Annotated in this window: 17 protein-coding genes; 2 read left to right on the top strand and 15 right to left on the bottom strand. The window is 73.7% G+C overall.

Going from position 1 to position 15,775, the window contains the following annotated elements; all coding sequences use genetic code 11:
- The 12 genes from IAG42_RS03410 to IAG42_RS03355 form a co-directional block, all read right to left on the bottom strand.
- Positions 1–3,057 carry an FAD-binding and (Fe-S)-binding domain-containing protein gene (locus IAG42_RS03410; RefSeq protein ID WP_188335516.1) on the bottom strand — a complete coding sequence of 1,019 codons (3,057 nt, stop codon included), beginning with the start codon at positions 3,055–3,057 and terminating at the stop codon, positions 1–3.
- 112 nt (positions 3,058–3,169) lie between these two features.
- Positions 3,170–4,915, bottom strand: a complete 1,746-nt coding sequence (locus IAG42_RS03405) for a complex I subunit 5 family protein (protein ID WP_188335515.1) — start codon at positions 4,913–4,915, stop codon at positions 3,170–3,172.
- Positions 4,912–5,262, bottom strand: coding sequence for a sodium:proton antiporter (locus IAG42_RS03400; RefSeq protein ID WP_188335514.1), 351 nt, complete (start codon positions 5,260–5,262; stop codon positions 4,912–4,914). Before IAG42_RS03400 ends, IAG42_RS03405 begins: the two co-directional genes overlap by 4 nt.
- Positions 5,259–6,014 carry an MnhB domain-containing protein gene (locus IAG42_RS03395; protein ID WP_188335513.1) on the bottom strand — a complete coding sequence of 252 codons (756 nt, stop codon included), beginning with the start codon at positions 6,012–6,014 and terminating at the stop codon, positions 5,259–5,261. The genes IAG42_RS03400 and IAG42_RS03395 overlap by 4 nt, the downstream gene beginning before the upstream one ends.
- On the bottom strand, positions 6,011–6,289 hold the full coding sequence (locus IAG42_RS03390; protein ID WP_223205838.1) for a DUF4040 domain-containing protein: 279 nt from the start codon (positions 6,287–6,289) through the stop codon (positions 6,011–6,013). The genes IAG42_RS03395 and IAG42_RS03390 overlap by 4 nt, the downstream gene beginning before the upstream one ends.
- A complete protein-coding gene (locus IAG42_RS03385; RefSeq protein ID WP_223205837.1) occupies positions 6,286–6,765 on the bottom strand; it encodes a monovalent cation/H+ antiporter complex subunit F in 480 nt (159 codons plus the stop codon). The genes IAG42_RS03390 and IAG42_RS03385 overlap by 4 nt, the downstream gene beginning before the upstream one ends.
- Positions 6,762–6,944: a hypothetical protein gene (locus IAG42_RS03380; protein WP_188335511.1), complete on the bottom strand. Its 183-nt coding sequence runs from the start codon at positions 6,942–6,944 to the stop codon at positions 6,762–6,764. The genes IAG42_RS03385 and IAG42_RS03380 overlap by 4 nt, the downstream gene beginning before the upstream one ends.
- A 7-nt stretch (positions 6,945–6,951) precedes the next feature.
- The gene (locus IAG42_RS03375) at positions 6,952–7,323 is read right to left on the bottom strand and encodes a VOC family protein (RefSeq protein WP_188335510.1); all 372 of its coding nucleotides are present in this window, start codon (positions 7,321–7,323) and stop codon (positions 6,952–6,954) included.
- Positions 7,324–7,387: 64 nt separating this feature from the next.
- Entirely contained in the window at positions 7,388–7,837 is a 450-nt protein-coding gene (locus IAG42_RS03370) for an SsgA family sporulation/cell division regulator (protein ID WP_188335509.1), read from the bottom strand.
- A gap of 141 nt (positions 7,838–7,978) precedes the next feature.
- Positions 7,979–8,419, bottom strand: coding sequence for a CBS domain-containing protein (locus IAG42_RS03365; protein WP_188335508.1), 441 nt, complete (start codon positions 8,417–8,419; stop codon positions 7,979–7,981).
- Between the two features lie 147 nt (positions 8,420–8,566).
- Positions 8,567–10,075: an aminotransferase class I/II-fold pyridoxal phosphate-dependent enzyme gene (locus IAG42_RS03360; RefSeq protein ID WP_188335507.1), complete on the bottom strand. Its 1,509-nt coding sequence runs from the start codon at positions 10,073–10,075 to the stop codon at positions 8,567–8,569.
- Between the two features lie 30 nt (positions 10,076–10,105).
- Positions 10,106–10,762 (bottom strand): ANTAR domain-containing protein, encoded by a 657-nt coding sequence (locus tag IAG42_RS03355; protein WP_188335506.1) that lies wholly within the window; start codon positions 10,760–10,762, stop codon positions 10,106–10,108.
- A 139-nt stretch (positions 10,763–10,901) separates the two neighbouring features.
- Here IAG42_RS03355 and IAG42_RS03350 point away from each other — a divergent pair, with 139 nt between their 5' ends.
- Together IAG42_RS03350 and IAG42_RS03345 are read left to right on the top strand one after the other, a co-directional pair.
- Positions 10,902–11,255 carry a helix-turn-helix transcriptional regulator gene (locus IAG42_RS03350; RefSeq protein WP_188335505.1) on the top strand — a complete coding sequence of 118 codons (354 nt, stop codon included), beginning with the start codon at positions 10,902–10,904 and terminating at the stop codon, positions 11,253–11,255.
- Between the two features lie 52 nt (positions 11,256–11,307).
- Positions 11,308–11,655, top strand: a complete 348-nt coding sequence (locus tag IAG42_RS03345) for a DUF6479 family protein (protein ID WP_394811186.1) — start codon at positions 11,308–11,310, stop codon at positions 11,653–11,655.
- A gap of 208 nt (positions 11,656–11,863) precedes the next feature.
- Here IAG42_RS03345 and IAG42_RS03340 read toward each other — a convergent pair whose 3' ends face one another.
- The 3 genes from IAG42_RS03340 to IAG42_RS03330 all read right to left on the bottom strand — a co-directional run bounded on the left by IAG42_RS03340 (position 11,864) and on the right by IAG42_RS03330 (position 15,767).
- On the bottom strand, positions 11,864–12,133 hold the full coding sequence (locus IAG42_RS03340) for a hypothetical protein (RefSeq protein WP_394811185.1): 270 nt from the start codon (positions 12,131–12,133) through the stop codon (positions 11,864–11,866).
- Between the two features lie 62 nt (positions 12,134–12,195).
- On the bottom strand, positions 12,196–14,406 hold the full coding sequence (gene glgB, locus IAG42_RS03335; protein ID WP_188341162.1) for a 1,4-alpha-glucan branching enzyme: 2,211 nt from the start codon (positions 14,404–14,406) through the stop codon (positions 12,196–12,198).
- Positions 14,407–14,420: 14 nt separating this feature from the next.
- Positions 14,421–15,767 carry a maltokinase N-terminal cap-like domain-containing protein gene (locus IAG42_RS03330; RefSeq protein ID WP_188335503.1) on the bottom strand — a complete coding sequence of 449 codons (1,347 nt, stop codon included), beginning with the start codon at positions 15,765–15,767 and terminating at the stop codon, positions 14,421–14,423.
- Positions 15,768–15,775 lie beyond the last annotated feature (8 nt).

The raw sequence follows: 15,775 nt of genomic DNA, 5'->3' as shown, positions 1-15,775 counted from the left end.
TCAGGGGCGGCGGCGCAGCATCCGGGCCCCCGCGAGGCCCGCACCCGCGGCGAGCGCGCCCGCCGCGACGGCCGGGGCCCGGCGGGCCGCCGGGGAGGGTCCGGACGGCCGGTCGGCGAGCCGCTCGGGGCGCTCGCTCGGCAGGTTCCCGTCCAGGCCCAGCGCGAGGACCTCGGCCAGGTGCAGCGCCCGCCGCCCGGTGCCGCCCTGCTCGATCTGCGTACGGCAGCTGAACCCGTCGGCGAGCAGCAGGCTGCCGGGGGAGGCGGCGCGCACGGCGGGCAGCACCCCCTGCTCCGCGACCGCCGCGGACACCTCGTGATGGCCGCGCTCGAAGCCGAAGTTCCCGGCGAGCCCGCAGCAGCCCTCGTCGAGGATGTCGGCCAGGAGATGGGCGCGGCGCATCAGTTCGCGGTCGGCGTCGTCGCCCAGGACCGCGTGCTGGTGGCAGTGCGTCTGTACGGTGGCCCGCCGGTTCAGGGCCGGCGGCCGCCAGCCCGGGGCGTGGTCCACCATCTGCTCGGCGAACGTCCGGAACCGACCGGCCAGGCGCCGCACGTCCTCGTCACCGGGCAGCAGCTCGGGGGCGTCGGACCGGAAGACGGCCGCGCAGGACGGCTCCAGGCCGACGACCGGGGTGCCCGCCTCGACGTAGGGGCGCAGGACGTCGAGCGTATGTCGCAACACCCGTTGCGCCACGCCCAGTTGGCCGGTGGAGATCCAGGTCAGCCCGCAGCACACCGGCCGCTCGGGCACCGCGACCCGGAAGCCCGCGTCCGCCAGGACCCGGACGGCCGCGTGCGCGATCGCCGGATGGAAGGAGTCGGTGAACGTGTCGGGCCACAGCACCACCGTGCGCGGATCGGCCGGGTCCGGCGCCGGGCCGCCCCGCTCCCGCCACGCCTGCGTGAACGTGCGCCGCGCGAAGACCGGCGCGGGCCGGGCGGTGTCGACACCGGCGAGGCGCTTGCCGGCCCGGGCGAGACCGGGGGCGTGCAGCGCCGCGTTGACCAGCGGCGGCGACAGCCGGGCCAGACGCGCCCACACCGGGAGCCAGCCCAGGGAGTAGTGCGCCATCGGACGCAGCCGTCCCGCGTAGTGGTGCGAGAGGAACTCGGCCTTGTACGTGGCCATGTCGACGCCGGTCGGGCAGTCCGAGCGGCAGCCCTTGCAGGACAGGCACAGATCCAGCGCGTCACGGACCTCCGTCGACCGCCAGCCGTCCATGATCGCCGAGTCCGCGTGCCCGTCCAGCATCTCGAACAGGAGCCGGGCCCGGCCGCGCGTGGAGTGCTCCTCCTCCTTCGTCGCACGGTACGAGGGACACATGACGCCGCCGTGCGCGCTGCGGCAGTTGCCGATGCCGACACAGCGCAGGACGGCCCGCCCGAAGGAGTGCTCGTCGTCGGGGTACGCGAAGCGGGTCTCCGGGTCCGCGGGGCGCCACGCGGAACCCAGGCGGAGCTGACCGTCGACCGGCCGCGGGTCGACGACCTTGCCCGGGTTCATCAGTCCGTCCGGATCGAACAGCGCCTTGAGCTCGCCGAACGCGGCGACGATCCGCTCCCCGAACATCCGCGTCAGCAGTTCGCCCCGCGCCTGCCCGTCCCCGTGCTCCCCGGACAGCGAACCGCCGTACGACACGACGAGGTCGGCGGCGCGCTCCAGGAACCGGCGGAAGTCCGCGATCCCGCCCGCGCCGCGCAGGTCGAACGGGATCCGCGTGTGCACACAGCCGTGCCCGAAGTGCCCGTACAGCGACGGGTGGTCGTAGCCGAACTCGGCGAACAGGCTCTTCAGGTCGCGGAGATAGGCGCCGAGCCGGTCGGGCGGCACCGCCGAGTCCTCCCAGCCCTCCCACGTCTCCCGGTCGTCGGGCGGGCGGGCCGTCACCCCGAGCCCGGCCTCCCGCGCCTTCAGCATGCGGTGCTCGCGCTCCGGCTCGTCCGAGAAAGCGACGGTGTCGTCGTCCTCGCCGCGGCCCAGATCCCGCAGCAGCGCGTAGGCCTGCTCGTCGACCTCCTCGCGGGTGTCTCCGGCGAACTGCAGCATCAGCCAGCTGTCGCCCGCCGGGAGGGCGTCGAGCGCGTCGAGGTGGGCGCCCTCCTCGCGCATCAGCTCGGCCATGCGGCCGTCGAGCGCCTCCAGTTGGGCGGGGGAGCAGTGCCGCAGCAGTTCGGGCACCTCGTCGGCGGCCCGGCAGATGTCCTCGTAGCCGAGGACGAGCAGGGACTGGCAGGGCGGCACGGGGACCAGGTCCAGCTCGGCGCGCAGCACCGTCACGAGCGTGCCCTCGCTGCCGACCAGGGCCTTCGCCACGTCGAAGCCGTTCTCGGGCAGCAGCGCGTCGAGGTTGTAGCCCGACACCCGGCGCGGGATGTCGGGGAAGGAGCGGCGGATGTCCGCCAGATACGTGTCCCGGAGCCGTTCGAGACCCGCGTGGATCTCCGCCCGGCGCCCGCCCCCGGCGGCGATCCGGGCGCGCTCGGCCCGGCCGGCCGGACCCACCCACATGCGGGTGCCGTCCGCCGTCAGGACCTCGAGCCGGCGCACGTTGTCCGCGGTCTTGCCGTAGGCCTGCGCCGACGCGCCGCACGAGTTGTTCCCGATCATCCCGCCGAGCGTGCAGTGAGTGTGCGTGGCGGGCTCGGGGCCGAACCGCAGCCCGTGCTCCGCGAGCCGCCCGTTGAGCGTGTCCAGGACGATCCCGGGCTCCACCACGCACGTACGGGCCCGCGGATCGACCGAGGCCAGCGCGTCGCAGTACTTGGTCCAGTCGAGGACCACCGCGGCGTTCGTCGCCTGCCCCGCCAGGCTGGTGCCGCCGCCGCGCGAGAGCACGGGAGCCCCGAACCGCGCGCACACCCCGACCGCCCGCGCCCCGTCCTCCACGGAACGCGGCACGACGACCCCGATCGGCACCTGGCGGTAGTTCGAGCCGTCCGTGGAGTACGCGCCCCGGCTGCCCGCGTCGAAGCGGACCTCACCCGCGACCGTCTCGCGCAACGCGGACTCGAGGCCGCGGAGGCCGGCCGGCGCGGCCTGGGATGCGTGCATACGGACACCGTCCTCGCGTCGTCGGATCGGACACCCTCGCCGGGGACCGCCGGGTACCCACCCTCAGGTCACGCAAAGGCACCGATCCGCACCGACCGCGCGAGCCCCCCGATCAGAGCAGGGAACCGGAGAACGCCAGCGCGCCGAGGAGAGCGACGCCGAGCACGAACCACGCCACGTAGTCCCCGATGTGCCCCGAGTGCAGCCGGCGCAGCGGCTCCGTCCACGCGTACGGCTCCTGAGGCGTGTCCCGGCGCAGGGCCAGGACGGCGCAGCCGGCCGCGCACGCCACCGACACGAGGCCCGTCAGGACCGAGGCGAGCGTCCAGTGCGGGGCGAGCTCCGGGGGGCCGCCGAACCCGGCACCGGCCCGCTCGCCGAGCCCCGGCCAGGCCCCCAAGGCGAGCGACCCGGCCAGCAGCGCCACGGGCACCGCCACCATCGGCAGCGGCACCCGCGACAGCCGTCCCCGGGTCTCGGGCTCCTCGTCACCGCCCTTCGTCTCCTGCTCCGACGCCCGGCGCGGGCGCGGCCCGAGGCCCCGGAAGACGCGCGCCGCGACCCGCAGCACCGCCGCGCCGGTGAGCGCGGAGACCACCGTGAACAGCATCGTCCCCGCGAACCCCGAGGCCTCCTCGACCGTGCCCTTGCCGAGCGCCGTGCCGAAAGGCGGCAGCCCCGCGAGCGCGAGGGCCGCCACCGTGTAGAGCACGCCGACCAGCCGCAGCCCGGTCGCCCGGCCGAACAGCTCGTGCTCGTCCACGCTCCCGTACCGGTCGAGCAGGATGCCCGTGCAGGCGAACAGGGCGGCCTTGGCGCCGGCATGGCCGACGACGTACAGGGCGACCCCGGCGGTCGATTCGGGGCGCAGCAGCCCGACCCCGACGAGAAAGAGCCCGGTGTGCGCGATCGTCGAGTACGCGAGCAGCCGCTTGAGATGGTGCTGCTGCCAGCACAGCAGCGCGCCCAGTACGGCGGTCACCGAGCCCAGCACGACCAGACACAGGCCCACATCGGCGGACGGCACCCCGCCCGGCCCCGCGAACACGAACGTGTGCACGCGCCACACCCCGTACACACCCAGCTCGACCATGACCCCGGACAGCAGCATGCACACCGGACTCGGCGCCACCGCGTGCGCGTCGGGCAGCCAGAAATGGAACGGGACGGCCGCCGCCTTCACCAGCAGCCCGCTCGCCACCAGCACGAACGCGGTCACGACCAGCGCGTCCGCCGGCCCCTGGCCGTCCAGGCGCGCCCCGATCTGCCGCATGCCCAGCTCGCCCGTGCGCGCGTACAGCAGCCCGATGCCCATCAACGTCGCGTACGCGCCCAGGGAGTTGAGGACCCCGAAGGTGAGGGCGCCCTGGACGGCCTTGGAATCCTCCACCCGGTAGCCGGTCAGCGCGTACGCGGCGACGCCCATCAGCTCGAAGAAGACGAACGCGTCGAACAGGTCCCCGGTCAGCGAGAAGCCGCACATGCCCGCCTGGAAGAGCAGCACGAGCGCGGGGAACGCGCCGGGGTTCTTGTGCGGGACCTCCTCGAAGTAGCGCCAGGAGTAGACGAGCACGGCCACCGTCAGCAGACAGACGAGCGTGGCCAGTCCGGTACCGGCCGCGTCGCCGACGAGGACGATGCCCACGCTCCGCCCCGCGACCGGCTCCCAGCCGCCGACCCACTCCGTCGCGACGGGCGAGGACCGGGTCAGCAGGAGGACGGACAGCGCCGTCGTGCCGGCCGCCACGACGGCGGCCACCGCGTCCGTGGCGATCCGCGGCAGCAGCCGGCCGAAGGCGACGAGGAACGCGGCGCCGAGCAGCGGCCCCGCCACGACCAGCGGCAGCAGACGGCTCATCCGCGCAGCTCCGACAGCTCGTCCGGGTCGGCGGTCCCGTGGTGCTTGGCGACCTGGATGGCGAGCGCGAGCAGCAGCGCGGTGACGGTGGCGCCCACGACCACGTCGGTGAGGGCGAGTGCCTGGACCACGGGGTCGACGAGCGGCCGGGAGTGCGGACGCAGATCGGAGTGGACCGGCGCGGTGCCGCCCTCGCGGTAGCCGACGGCGAGCAGCAGCACGTACGTGGCAACCTGGCACACCGAGAGACAGCCGACGGCGTGCACGAGATGCCGGCTGGTCGCGAGGCCGTAGCAGCCGACCAGGAAGATCCAGCCGGACACGACGTAGGGCAGGACGTGCATCATCGGGCGGCTTCCTCCCCGGCCCCGTCGGCGTCGGTGATCTCCACCGCCTGGTCCAGGAAGCGGCTCACCAGAACGACGACGGCGCTGGCCACCTCGATGCCGACCGCCGCGTTCAGCAGCGGCACGGTGCCGCCCGAGGCCAGCGTGTTGAACGTGCCGTACGGCAGCGTGTTCGCCAGGAAGGAGGCCCCGGCGACGAGACCGGCCACGCCGAGCAGCAGATAGGCCGCCTCACCGACCGCGTCCCCCACCTCGTACGGGCCGACGGGCCGGACGCGTTCGAGCGCCCGGTAGTCCACCCCGATGTACAGCAGGTGCACGGCCGTGGCGACGATGACACCACCCTGGAAGCCGCCGCCCGGGCTCAACTGCCCGTGGGCGACGACGTACAGGCCCGACACCAGCGCCACCGGCAGCAGCGCCAGCGCGTAGCGCCGCACCCAGGGGTCGACCCGCGCGGGCCGGGGCGGCAGCCGGTCCTCGTCACGGGTCTGACGCAACAGGACGACCGTCCCGAGCACGGCGGTGAAGAGGATCGACTCCTCGCCCAGGGTGTCGAAGGACCGCTGGTCGAAGTTGACCGCCGACACCACGTTCGCCGTGTGGCGCCCGAGGGACTCCGCGACCGACCGGTCGCCGTACGGGTGCCCGCCCCGGCCGAAGTCGGGGAGTTCCAGGAACGCGGCGGTGAACAGCGCGGCCAGGCCCGCGACGCCGAGCGCGAGGATCCACCGCCGCAGCGTGTGGCTCACCGCCCCGCCTCCTCGTCCTCGCCCGTGCGGCGCCCGCGGCGGCGGACCTTGCGCACCGACAGCAGGATCAGCAGCGGGGTCAGCGCGGAGCCCACGGCCAGTTGGGACAGCGCCACGTCCGGCGCCTGGAGCACCGTGAACAGCGCGGCCAGCGCGAGGCCGAGCACCGACAGCACCAGGGCCTGCCGGGCCGGCTCCCGCACCGCGACCGCGACCGTCGCGGACACCGCCACCAGGACGAGACACACCGCGATCAGCACCTCGTCGCCGTTCACCGCGCCCCACCGCCTTCCCGCTCCGCGCCCGGCTCCCGCACCACGCCCACCGACAGGGCACGCGTCGCGACGACATTGCCGACCGCCACCAGCACACCGATCAGGAGCGCCTCCACCAGCGCCCGGCCGGGCGGCGTGGCCGCGCACACGGCGGCCGTCACCGCAGCCGCGGCGGCGACACACCCCACCGTCACGGCCGTGCTCCCGCGCGGCGAGCCGTCCTTCAGGTCGTCGTCGAGCAGCCGCACGCACACCAGCGTGCCGACCGGTCCGAGCAGGCTCAGGACCAGCGACAGATCCACGTACGAGGGCCGCCCGTAGCCCTGTGCCAGCAGCAGGAACGCCAGGGCGACGACCGTGCTCCCCGCGTTCTGGGCCAGCAGCCGCCCGGACAGCGGGCCGACCGAGACGCGCCAGATCACCGGCAGCATTCCGAAGGCCAGGAGCGCGGCGCCGCACGCGGACCACGCGTTCACCGGGGCTCCTCACGCGCCGCGCGCCGCGCCGCCGTCGCCGCCAGGGCGCCCGCCGCGGCGCAGCACACGCCCACGACCAGCTCCAGCACGTCGACGGTGCTCACCAGCACCAGCCACAGCACGACGAGCACCGCCCACCAGGCCAGGAACTCCGCGCCGGCGCCCAGCCGTCCGTCCATCGGCGGCTCAGGCGCGGACCAGGCAGAACGGATGCCCGGCCGGATCCGCGTACACCCGGAAGCCGCGCTTGCCGTCCTCGTCGTCCAGGTCCAGCGGCATGCCGCCCAGGGCCAGGACCTGCGCCTCGGCGTCCGCCATGTCGTCGACCTTCAGGTCCAGATGCAGCTGCTGGGAGTTCTCGTCGGCGCGGGGCCACTCGGGCGGTCGGTGGCCCGCGGCGCGCTGGAAGGCGATGCGGTGGTCGCCGGGCGCGTACAGGTCGTACCAGTCCTCACCGTCCTGCCGGACCTCGCCGCCGAGCAGCGCGGCGTAGAAGCCGGCCAGTGCGGCGGGGTCGGGACAGTCCACGGCGACCAGGCAGTACCGGGCAACAGGCATGTCGCGCTCCTTGTACGGGTGGGTGAACTCTTCCATCCGACGGCGGGCGGGCGCGGGAGGCGCGTCAGGCGTCGTCGGAGAGGCCGGTGAGAAAGCCGTCCCAGTCGATGTGCGACGACTCCTCGCCCGGCGGGACCAGCCGCGCCGTGACGTCCAGCCACTCGGACACCACGTCGCGCTCCGTCTCCACCACGGCGCAGCCCTCGACCGGACCGAGCCGGATCCGCAGCGCGGGCGGCGCGTCGGCCGCGCCGGGCACGGGCCAGGCGGCCACCTCGCCGGTCCCCGTGCGCCGGCTGCGGGCGAGCAGGAGCGTCTCCCGCGACAGGACCCAGCGGACCTGCGCCCCCTCCACCTCCAGCGTGACGCGGACGGCGAAGGGGTCCAGCGAGGTGTAGTGCAGTTCGAGGCCCAGGGGCAGCGGACGCAGCCCGTCCCGGAGCAGCACGGCGTCGTGGAGGAGGGTGGCGGTCCGGTGCGGATGCACCGACACGTGGGTGAGGGGTTCGGACACGGCGGATCACGCCCTTGGTCGGTGGGGACTCGGCAAGGCGGCGCCGAGCGGGACGGGGGGCCTGCGCACGCCGGTCATGCCCGCACCGCCGGCCGTTCGGGGTCGGTCATCGGTCGCTCCTCACGATCGGGACGGCGACGCTCAGTGCGGGGCGGAGCCCTGGTCGGGCGTGGGGGAGACCTTGCTGATCTCGCCGAGCGCCGACTCGGGGTCGTGCGTCTCGGCCAGGTCGCCGAGGCTGGCCATGCCGACGGGCCGGCCTCCGCTCGTCACGGGCAGTCGCCGGACGGAGTGCTGTCGCATCAGGGCGACCGCGCGGGCGGTCTCCTCCTCGGGGCTCACGCACACGGGGTCCGTCGTGCACAGATCGGCGACCTCGACCACGCGGGGGTCCGCGCCGTCGGCCACCGCGCGCAGGGCGATGTCCCGGTCGGTGATCAGTCCGAGGAGGCGTCCGCCGTCGGTGACCATGACCGTGCCGATGTCCTCGTCGCGCATCAACTGTGCTGCCTGGGTCAGGGGCGTGTCGGGCCGGACCGCGATCACGCCCTCCGTCATCACGTCGCTGATCAGGTGCGTCATGGCGTGCCTCGCAATCTTCCGCCGTGCCGGCGGCCGAGGGGATGGGCGGGTGTCGGGGGTCGAGGGTTCGGACGCGGCGCCGGGTACCCATGACGGTCGATCACACACCTGCGCGCCGCACTGCACCGGCGCCCGGCGTGGAGTACGTCAACTTCCATCGGATATGGGCGAGTTGTCGCCCTCTGCGCGGCTCACGCGCACGGTGCCGAGACCGGGGTCCGCCGCGTCCGGCACGTACATGCCCGCCGCGATCCCGGTCCGCAGGTACCGCAGCACGGGCGCGTCGAGCCGCTCCCCGGGGAGCACCGCCGGGATGCCGGGCGGGTACGGCGTCAGCATCTCGGCCGCGACGCGCCCCGCCGCCCGCGCGAGCGGCATGTCCTCGAAGGGCCCGAAGTAGGCGTCGCGCGGCAACCGGACCTGTTCGAGGCGGAGCTCCGCCGGAGCGGGCACGTCGACGCGCGGCGCGGGACGCAGCTCCGCGCCGGACCGGGCCACGGCCTCCAGCGCCTCCAGGAGCGCGTCGGCCGTGTCGCGGTCGTCGCCGTGGGTGATCTGGGTGCTGATGCGGCGGTGGTCGGCCAGGTGGGCGTCGACCGCGTGGTGCGCGCGCAGCCGGTCGGCCACCGCGTACCCCGTGGTGCCGAGGCCCTCGACGTCGATGACGACGGGCAGCGGGTCGAAGTCGTCCGAGAGTCCGGGGCCGCAGAAGTCGTCCCGGTCGTTCACGTGCAGCCCCTCGATCTTCTCGATCGCGGTCCGCACGTCGCCGGCCAGGTCGAGCGCGTGCCCCATCAGGTCCGCTCCGCGCAGCGCCATCTGCCGCCGCCACCCGTCCAGGCCCGCGTAGATCAGCACGGACGGACTGGTGGTGCCGAGCAGATCGGCCCGGGAGCTCAGCACGGCGGGGTCGATCAGCTCGCCCCGCAGGTGGAAGACCGAGCCCTGCTCCAGGCCGCTGCCCATCTTGTGGATGCTAGTGACGCAGATGTCGGCGCCCGCGTCCATCGCCCAGGACGGCAGCCGGGAGTGGAACGGCAGGTGCGCGCCCCAGGCCTCGTCCACGATCAGCGGCCGGGAGCGGCGATGGCAGACCTCCGCGATGCCGCGCAGATCGGCGCAGCTCCCGTACGGGGTCGGGCTCGTGACCAGGGCGCCCTTGGCGTCGGGGTGGGCACGGAACGCCTCCTCGAAGTCCTCGGCGCCCGGCGGGTGGGCGAGATGCCGCTCGGCGTCCCAGCGCGGCTCGACCCACACCGGCCGGATCCCGGAGAGGATCAGCCCCGACACCACCGACTTGTGTGCGTCGCGCCCGATCACAAGCTCCTCGTGCGGGCCCGCGACAGCGAGCATCGCCGCCTTGACCGACAGCGAGCTGCCGCAGGTGGAGAAGAACGTGTGCTCGGCGTGCACGGCATCGGCCATCAGCTCCTCGGCGCGCTCCAGGACGCGCCCGCGGGTGCGCCGGTCGTCGAGTCCGCCCGAGGCGAGGACGTCGCCCTGGAACACGGCGTCGCCGAGCACCGCCCGCACCGCCGGGTCCGCGCCCCGGGCCTGTTTGTGGCCGGGTGGCGTGAAGCCGAGCCGGTGCAGCCTGTGGTGCTCGGCCAGCGCTTCGAGGACCGGGGCCTGGGAGTGGTCGATGTCAGGGGGCATGGGCAGCCGGGTTCCCGGTTCGGCGGGCGGTCAATCCGCCGTCGATCCGGAGGCGGAGGGTGCCCGGCGCACCTCGGCCACGGCCACGGCGAGCTGCCGGCGCGTGTCGTCGGGGAGGCCTTCGCCCGTGACCGCGTGCACGAGATCGTGGGCGACCTGTCGCAGCTTCGTGTTCGTGCGCTGGGAGACGGCGACGAGGACCGTCCAGGCGTCCTCGGGTGTGAGGCGGAAGGAGGCCATCAGTGTCCCTCGGGCCAGGTCGATGACGGGCCGGGTCTGCATCGCCTCGCGGAGCTGGCCGATCTCGGCCCGCACGTCCTCGTCGTCCGCGCCCGGCGTCGAGCCGGTGAGCCGGGCGGCGCTGCCCGCCCCGGTGAACAGGGGCAGCGTGTCGGTGTCCAGGAGCACGCCGCGCACGGCGGGACTGGAGGCGTGCAAGGAGATGCTCTTCCCCTCGTCCAGGGCGCGGCGGCGGGTGCTGAGCAGGACGTTCAGCCCGGCGCAGTCGCAGTGGTCCACCTGACTCAGGTCCAGGTCGAGGCCGGTCCCCGAGGTGCGCAGGAACTGCGTCAGGTTCTCGAGGAGGGCCTGTTCGGTGCCGGCACCGAGGGGGCCGGAGAGCGCCACGAGCGTGCGGTCGCCCCGATGCCTCGTCTCGACGCCCAACAGGGATGCACGTGCTGACATGCCGGTCACTCCAGGGAGAGGTCGGTCCGTCTTCTGCCGTGCCTCCAGAGTCGACCCCGGCCACTATGCACGTCAAGTGATACCGGAATTGTAATTCGTCCTTTTGAATGCCGGAATCAAAGAGCCTAGCCTGGCGTACATGACTGCAGCACCGGAACCGCACACCGGTTGGACCTTCCTCACCAACCACGCTCGCGTCCTGTCCGCGGTCGCGATCGAGCCGACCCTGCGCATCCGGGACATCGCCGCCCACTGCCGGCTCACCGAGCGGGCCGTCCAGAAGATCCTCGCGGACCTGGAGAAGGACGGCTATCTCACCCATACGCGGCGTGGTCGCTCGAACACCTACCGCGTCTCCGACGGCACGATTCTCCGCCATCCGGCCGAGGCGGGCCTGACCGTGTCGGACCTCCTGGGCATGCTGGCGCGGCACGACGCGGAACACGCGGAAGACGGAGCCCCTGTGTCGGAAGACAGAGTCCGTTTGCAGTGAGAAATGGGCCCGTTCGGGGTACCAAAAGGGTATGAACGAGACATTCTTCGAATTGGCTGCAGCGAATACCGTGCTCTCCGCTGTCGGGGCCTTCGTCGGAGGCCTGTTCATCGCCGGGTTCCTGATCGTGGCGTTCAAGTTCGGGAAGAGAGTGGTCGAGCGGGAGTCGAGGCGGCCGAGGCCGGACGAACAGCCGAAGCTGCCCAAGGAATGGCCGGTGCACGAGGAGCGGGAGGTGCGTGAGCCGGACGAGGTGCCGCTGGCCCACGACGAGAGCGAACGCCTCATGCCGTACCAGCTGCATCCGGCCCGCACGAAGCGGAGCAAGGACCAGCACCCCAAGAAGTGGACTCCGGGTGCCAGCGGCTCCTTCGGCAGTGGCGGCCTCGGCAGGATCTGAGGCGGCAATCCCCAGAAAGGATCACCCCGAAAGGCATCACCCGGAGAAGCGTCGCCCCGAAAGGCGTCACCCGGAAAAGCGTCGCCCCGAAAGGCGTCACCCGGAAAAGCATCACCCCGAAAGAGGATCAAGAGGCGGCCTCCGCGTCACGAGGCCGCCTCTCCCTCTTGCCCATCCTTCTGTGTCCTTCTGTGTCCGGGCCCGCCGATCAGTCGGCCGGCTCGTCCGGCACGGGGTGCTCCGGGTTGGGGCTCGCCGCGTGCGGTGCGCCCCGGCGTCCCGTCCCGGCCTCGTCCGTGTCGGGGAGCGCCGGATCGGGCCGGGCCCGCTCCTGCTCGCCGGTCGTGTCGCCGTCGGGCTCCCAGGGGTCCTCCCCAGGCCCGTCCGGGTCGGCCTGCTGGTCCGGCATGTCCCTCGGCGTGGGCTCGCCGGCCTCGCCCTTCTCGGGATCCGGTGTTCCTGATCGTCGGTCCTGCACCGTTCCTCCTCGGCTCCGCGGTGTCCATGAGGGCGTACGGGTACCCGCCGTCCCGCCGGCCATCACTCCGGGCGCAGCCACACCGTGGCCAGCGGCGGAAGGGTCAGGAGCAGCCGGGCCGGGAACGCGCCGAGCGGGCCGGGGAGCGCGCTGAGCGCCCCGGGATTGCCGACGTCACCGCCGCCGTACCGGGCCGCGTCCGTGTTGAGCACCTCCCGCCACGCACCGGCCGCCCTGGGCACCCCCACCGGGTACCCGTGCCGGACCACGGGGGAGAAGTTGCTCACCGCGAGCAGCGGCGCACCGTCGGTCCCGAAGCGCAGGAAGGCCAGCACGTTGTCCTGCGCCGCGTCCGCCTCGACCCACCGGAATCCCCCCGGGTCGGTGTCCCGCTCCCACAGGGCGGGCGTCGCGCTGTAGCGCAGGTTCAGATCCCGGACGAGGTCGCGCACGCCCCGGTGGTCCGGCTCCGCGCCGTACGCCGGGTCGAGCAGCCACCAGTCGGGGCCGTGCGCCTCCGACCACTCGGCGCCCTGGGCGAACTCCTGGCCCATGAACAGGAGTTGCTTGCCCGGGTGGGCCCACATGTAGGCGAGGTAGGCGCGGTGGTTGGCGCGTTGCTGCCACCAGTCGCCGGGCATCTTCGAGACGAGGGACTGCTTGCCGTGGACGACCTCGTCGTGGGAGATCGGCAGCAGATAGTTCTCGCTGTACGCGTAGACCATGGAGAAGGTCAACTCGCCGTGGTGGTACTGGCGGTGCACCGGCTCGTGCCGGATGTACTCCAGCGAGTCGTGCATCCAGCCCATGTTCCACTTCAGCCCGAAGCCGAGCCCGCCGAAGCCGTCCGAGCCGGTGTGGTGCGTGGCCCGTGTGACGCCCTCCCACGCGGTCGACTCCTCGGCGAGCGTCACGATGCCCGGGTAGCGCCGGTAGACGGTCGCGTTCATCTCCTGGAGGAACGCGACCGCGTCGAGGTTCTCCCGGCCGCCGTGCTCGTTCGGCGTCCAGCCGCCCTCCTCGCGCGAGTAGTCGAGGTAGAGCATCGAGGCGACCGCGTCCACGCGCAGGCCGTCGACGTGGAACTCCTCGAACCAGTAACTCGCGTTCGCCACCAGGAAGTTGCGGACCTCCGTGCGGCCGTAATCGAAGGTGAGGGTGCCCCAGTCGGGGTGCTCGGCGCGCCGTGTGTCCCCCGGCTCGTACAGCGGACGGCCGTCGAACTCGGCCAGCGCCCAGTCGTCCTTCGGGAAGTGGGCCGGGACCCAGTCCATGATCACGCCGATGCCCGCCCGGTGCAGCGTGTCGATCAGGTACCGGAGGTCGTCCGGGGTGCCGAGGCGCGAGGTCGGCGCGTAGAAGCCGGTGACCTGGTACCCCCAGGACCCGCCGAAGGGATGCTCGGAGACCGGCATGAACTCCACGTGCGTGAACCCCATGTCGGTCACGTACGCGGTGAGTTCCCCGGCCAGCTCGCGGTAGCCCAGACCGGGCCGCCAGGACGGCAGATGGACCTCGTACACCGACATCGGCGACCGGTGCGCGGGGTGCTCGGCGCGCCGGGACATCCACGCGTCGTCCGTCCAGACGTGCGCCGAGCGCGTGACCACGGAGGCGGTCGCGGGCGGCACCTCCGTCCGGCGGGCCATCGGGTCCGCGCGCACGGTGTGCGTGCCGTCCGGCCGGGTGATGTCGAACTTGTAGAGCGCGCCCTCGCCGATCCCGGGCACGAACAGCTCCCAGACCCCGGACGAACCGAGGGAGCGCATGGGGTGGGCGGTGCCGTCCCAGCAGCAGAACTCCCCGCACACGCGCACGCCCAGGGCGTTCGGCGCCCACACGGTGAAGCGGGTGCCGGTGACGCCCTGGTGGGTCATGGGGTGCGCGCCGAGCGCCGTCCACAGCTCCTCGTGCCGGCCCTCGGCGATCAGGTGCAGATCGAGCTCACCGAGCGCCGGAAGGAACCGGTAGGGGTCCTCGGTCTCCGAGTCCCGGCCGTCGTACGTGATCCGCAGCCGGTACGCGGGAGCCTCGGCGAGCGGCAGAAGGACGGAGAACAGGCCGTCCCCCTCGTCCGCCAGCTCCACGGTCCGGCCCTCCACGAGGAGCGACACCGCCCGCGCGTAGGGGCGCAGGACGCGGACGGTCACCCCGCCCGGCGCGGGGTGCGCCCCGAGCACCGCGTGCGGGTCGTGATGGGTCCCCGCCAGCAGGCGCTTGCGGGTGTCGGCGTCGAGCGGCGGCGGCGTGTTCGCCGGGGTCCGCGTCGGCATCGGTTCGGTGGACGTCACGATCGGGACTCCTCCGCAAGGCGCGCTATCGCGGCCATCGGAACGGGCAGCCAGTCCGGACGGTGCCTGGCCTCGTACAGGACCTCGTACACGGCGCGGTCCGTCTCGTGGGCGCGGACGAGCGCCGTGTGCTCGCGCGGGTCCCACGGCGCCTCCCGGGCGTATCCCGCCAGGTAGGCGTCGCGGCAGCGCCGGGCCCACTCGGTGTGCCCCGGCCCGCGGGCGTGCGCCGCGTAGTCGAAGGAGCGGAGCATCCCGGCGACGTCCCTGGCGGGGGACTGCACACGCCGGCGTTCGGCGAGCGGGCGGGACGGCTCACCCTCGAAGTCGATGATCCGCCACCGGCGCCCGTCGAGCAGGACCTGGCCGAGGTGCAGATCGCCGTGGATCCGCTGGTCCGCCGGGTGCGAACGGTGCCCCGCCGCGGCCTGGTAGACGGCCCGCAGCCGGGGCACGTGCCGCGCCAGCTCCGGGACCTGACGGGCCGTCGCGTCAAGCCGGGCGGACATTGCCGCCGCGAGCCCGTCGGCGGAGCCGGCGTCCCGTCCCGGCTCGTCGGGCGGGAAGGCGCGCGCCAGCGCCAGATGCACCTCGGCGGTGGCCCGTCCCAGTTCGAACGCGGTCTCGGCGAGGTCCTCGCCGGTGGGGGAGTCGAGGGCCAGGCTCCAGCCGTCCGTCGCGCCGCGCAGGAACGGCTGGAGCACGCCGAGCGTCGCGCGGCGCGGCTCGGTGGTCCAGAACCAGGCGACGGGCGCCGGGACCCGGGCGCAGCCGTCCCGGGACAGCGCGGAGGGGACCTCCAGGTCGGGGTGGACGCCGTACTGGACGCGGCGGAACAGCTTGAGGATGAACGCGTCGCCGTACACCAGCGAGGTGTTGGACTGCTCCCCGTCCAGGAGGCGGGGGCGCAGCCCCGCCGGCACGTCGGTCCGCCCGTCGCGCTCGAAGCGCAGCGGGCCCGCCGCGCCCGGCGCCCGCAGCCGTTCCAGCAGCGTCCCCGTGGCCCGGGGGTCGTGCAGGGCGTCGTACACGGTGAGCCCCCGCAGCGGGCCGACGGCGGGACGCCCGATGACGGCCGGCCGCAGCCGGGCCGGCAGGCCCTCGGACACCCCCAGCAGGACCTGGTAGCAGCCGCTGTGCGCGCCCGCGTGCGAGGCCCGCACGAGCAGGTGCAGGCAGCCCGGGTACAGCTCCGTCAGCGACACCACCGACAGGTCGGTGAGCGGCAGCCCCTTGCCCGCGAACCAGCGCTGCTCGGGCAGCCACCCCTCGAGCAGCCCGGCCACGGACGCGAGGTGCTGCGGCGGGCTGAGGCTGACGTCGTGCGGTGCGGTGATCAGCATGAGCGATG

Origin of the sequence: Streptomyces xanthii (assembly GCF_014621695.1) — a bacterium.
Taxonomy (GTDB): Bacteria; Actinomycetota; Actinomycetes; order Streptomycetales; family Streptomycetaceae; genus Streptomyces; species Streptomyces xanthii.
The sequence above is the reverse complement of the archived record's forward strand: the minus strand, read 5'-3'. Positions and strand labels throughout refer to the sequence as shown.

Coding starts and splice junctions, on each gene's coding strand:
- IAG42_RS03410 (WP_188335516.1), bottom strand. CDS start 3,057: ATGCACGCATCCCAGGCCGCGCCGGCCGGCCTCCGCGGCCTCGAGTCC.
- IAG42_RS03405 (WP_188335515.1), bottom strand. CDS start 4,915: ATGAGCCGTCTGCTGCCGCTGGTCGTGGCGGGGCCGCTGCTCGGCGCC.
- IAG42_RS03400 (WP_188335514.1), bottom strand. CDS start 5,262: ATGATGCACGTCCTGCCCTACGTCGTGTCCGGCTGGATCTTCCTGGTC.
- IAG42_RS03380 (WP_188335511.1), bottom strand. CDS start 6,944: ATGGACGGACGGCTGGGCGCCGGCGCGGAGTTCCTGGCCTGGTGGGCG.
- IAG42_RS03375 (WP_188335510.1), bottom strand. CDS start 7,323: ATGCCTGTTGCCCGGTACTGCCTGGTCGCCGTGGACTGTCCCGACCCC.
- IAG42_RS03365 (WP_188335508.1), bottom strand. CDS start 8,419: ATGACGCACCTGATCAGCGACGTGATGACGGAGGGCGTGATCGCGGTC.
- IAG42_RS03360 (WP_188335507.1), bottom strand. CDS start 10,075: ATGCCCCCTGACATCGACCACTCCCAGGCCCCGGTCCTCGAAGCGCTG.
- IAG42_RS03355 (WP_188335506.1), bottom strand. CDS start 10,762: ATGTCAGCACGTGCATCCCTGTTGGGCGTCGAGACGAGGCATCGGGGC.
- IAG42_RS03350 (WP_188335505.1), top strand. CDS start 10,902: ATGACTGCAGCACCGGAACCGCACACCGGTTGGACCTTCCTCACCAAC.
- glgB (WP_188341162.1), bottom strand. CDS start 14,406: ATGCCGACGCGGACCCCGGCGAACACGCCGCCGCCGCTCGACGCCGAC.
- IAG42_RS03330 (WP_188335503.1), bottom strand. CDS start 15,767: ATGCTGATCACCGCACCGCACGACGTCAGCCTCAGCCCGCCGCAGCAC.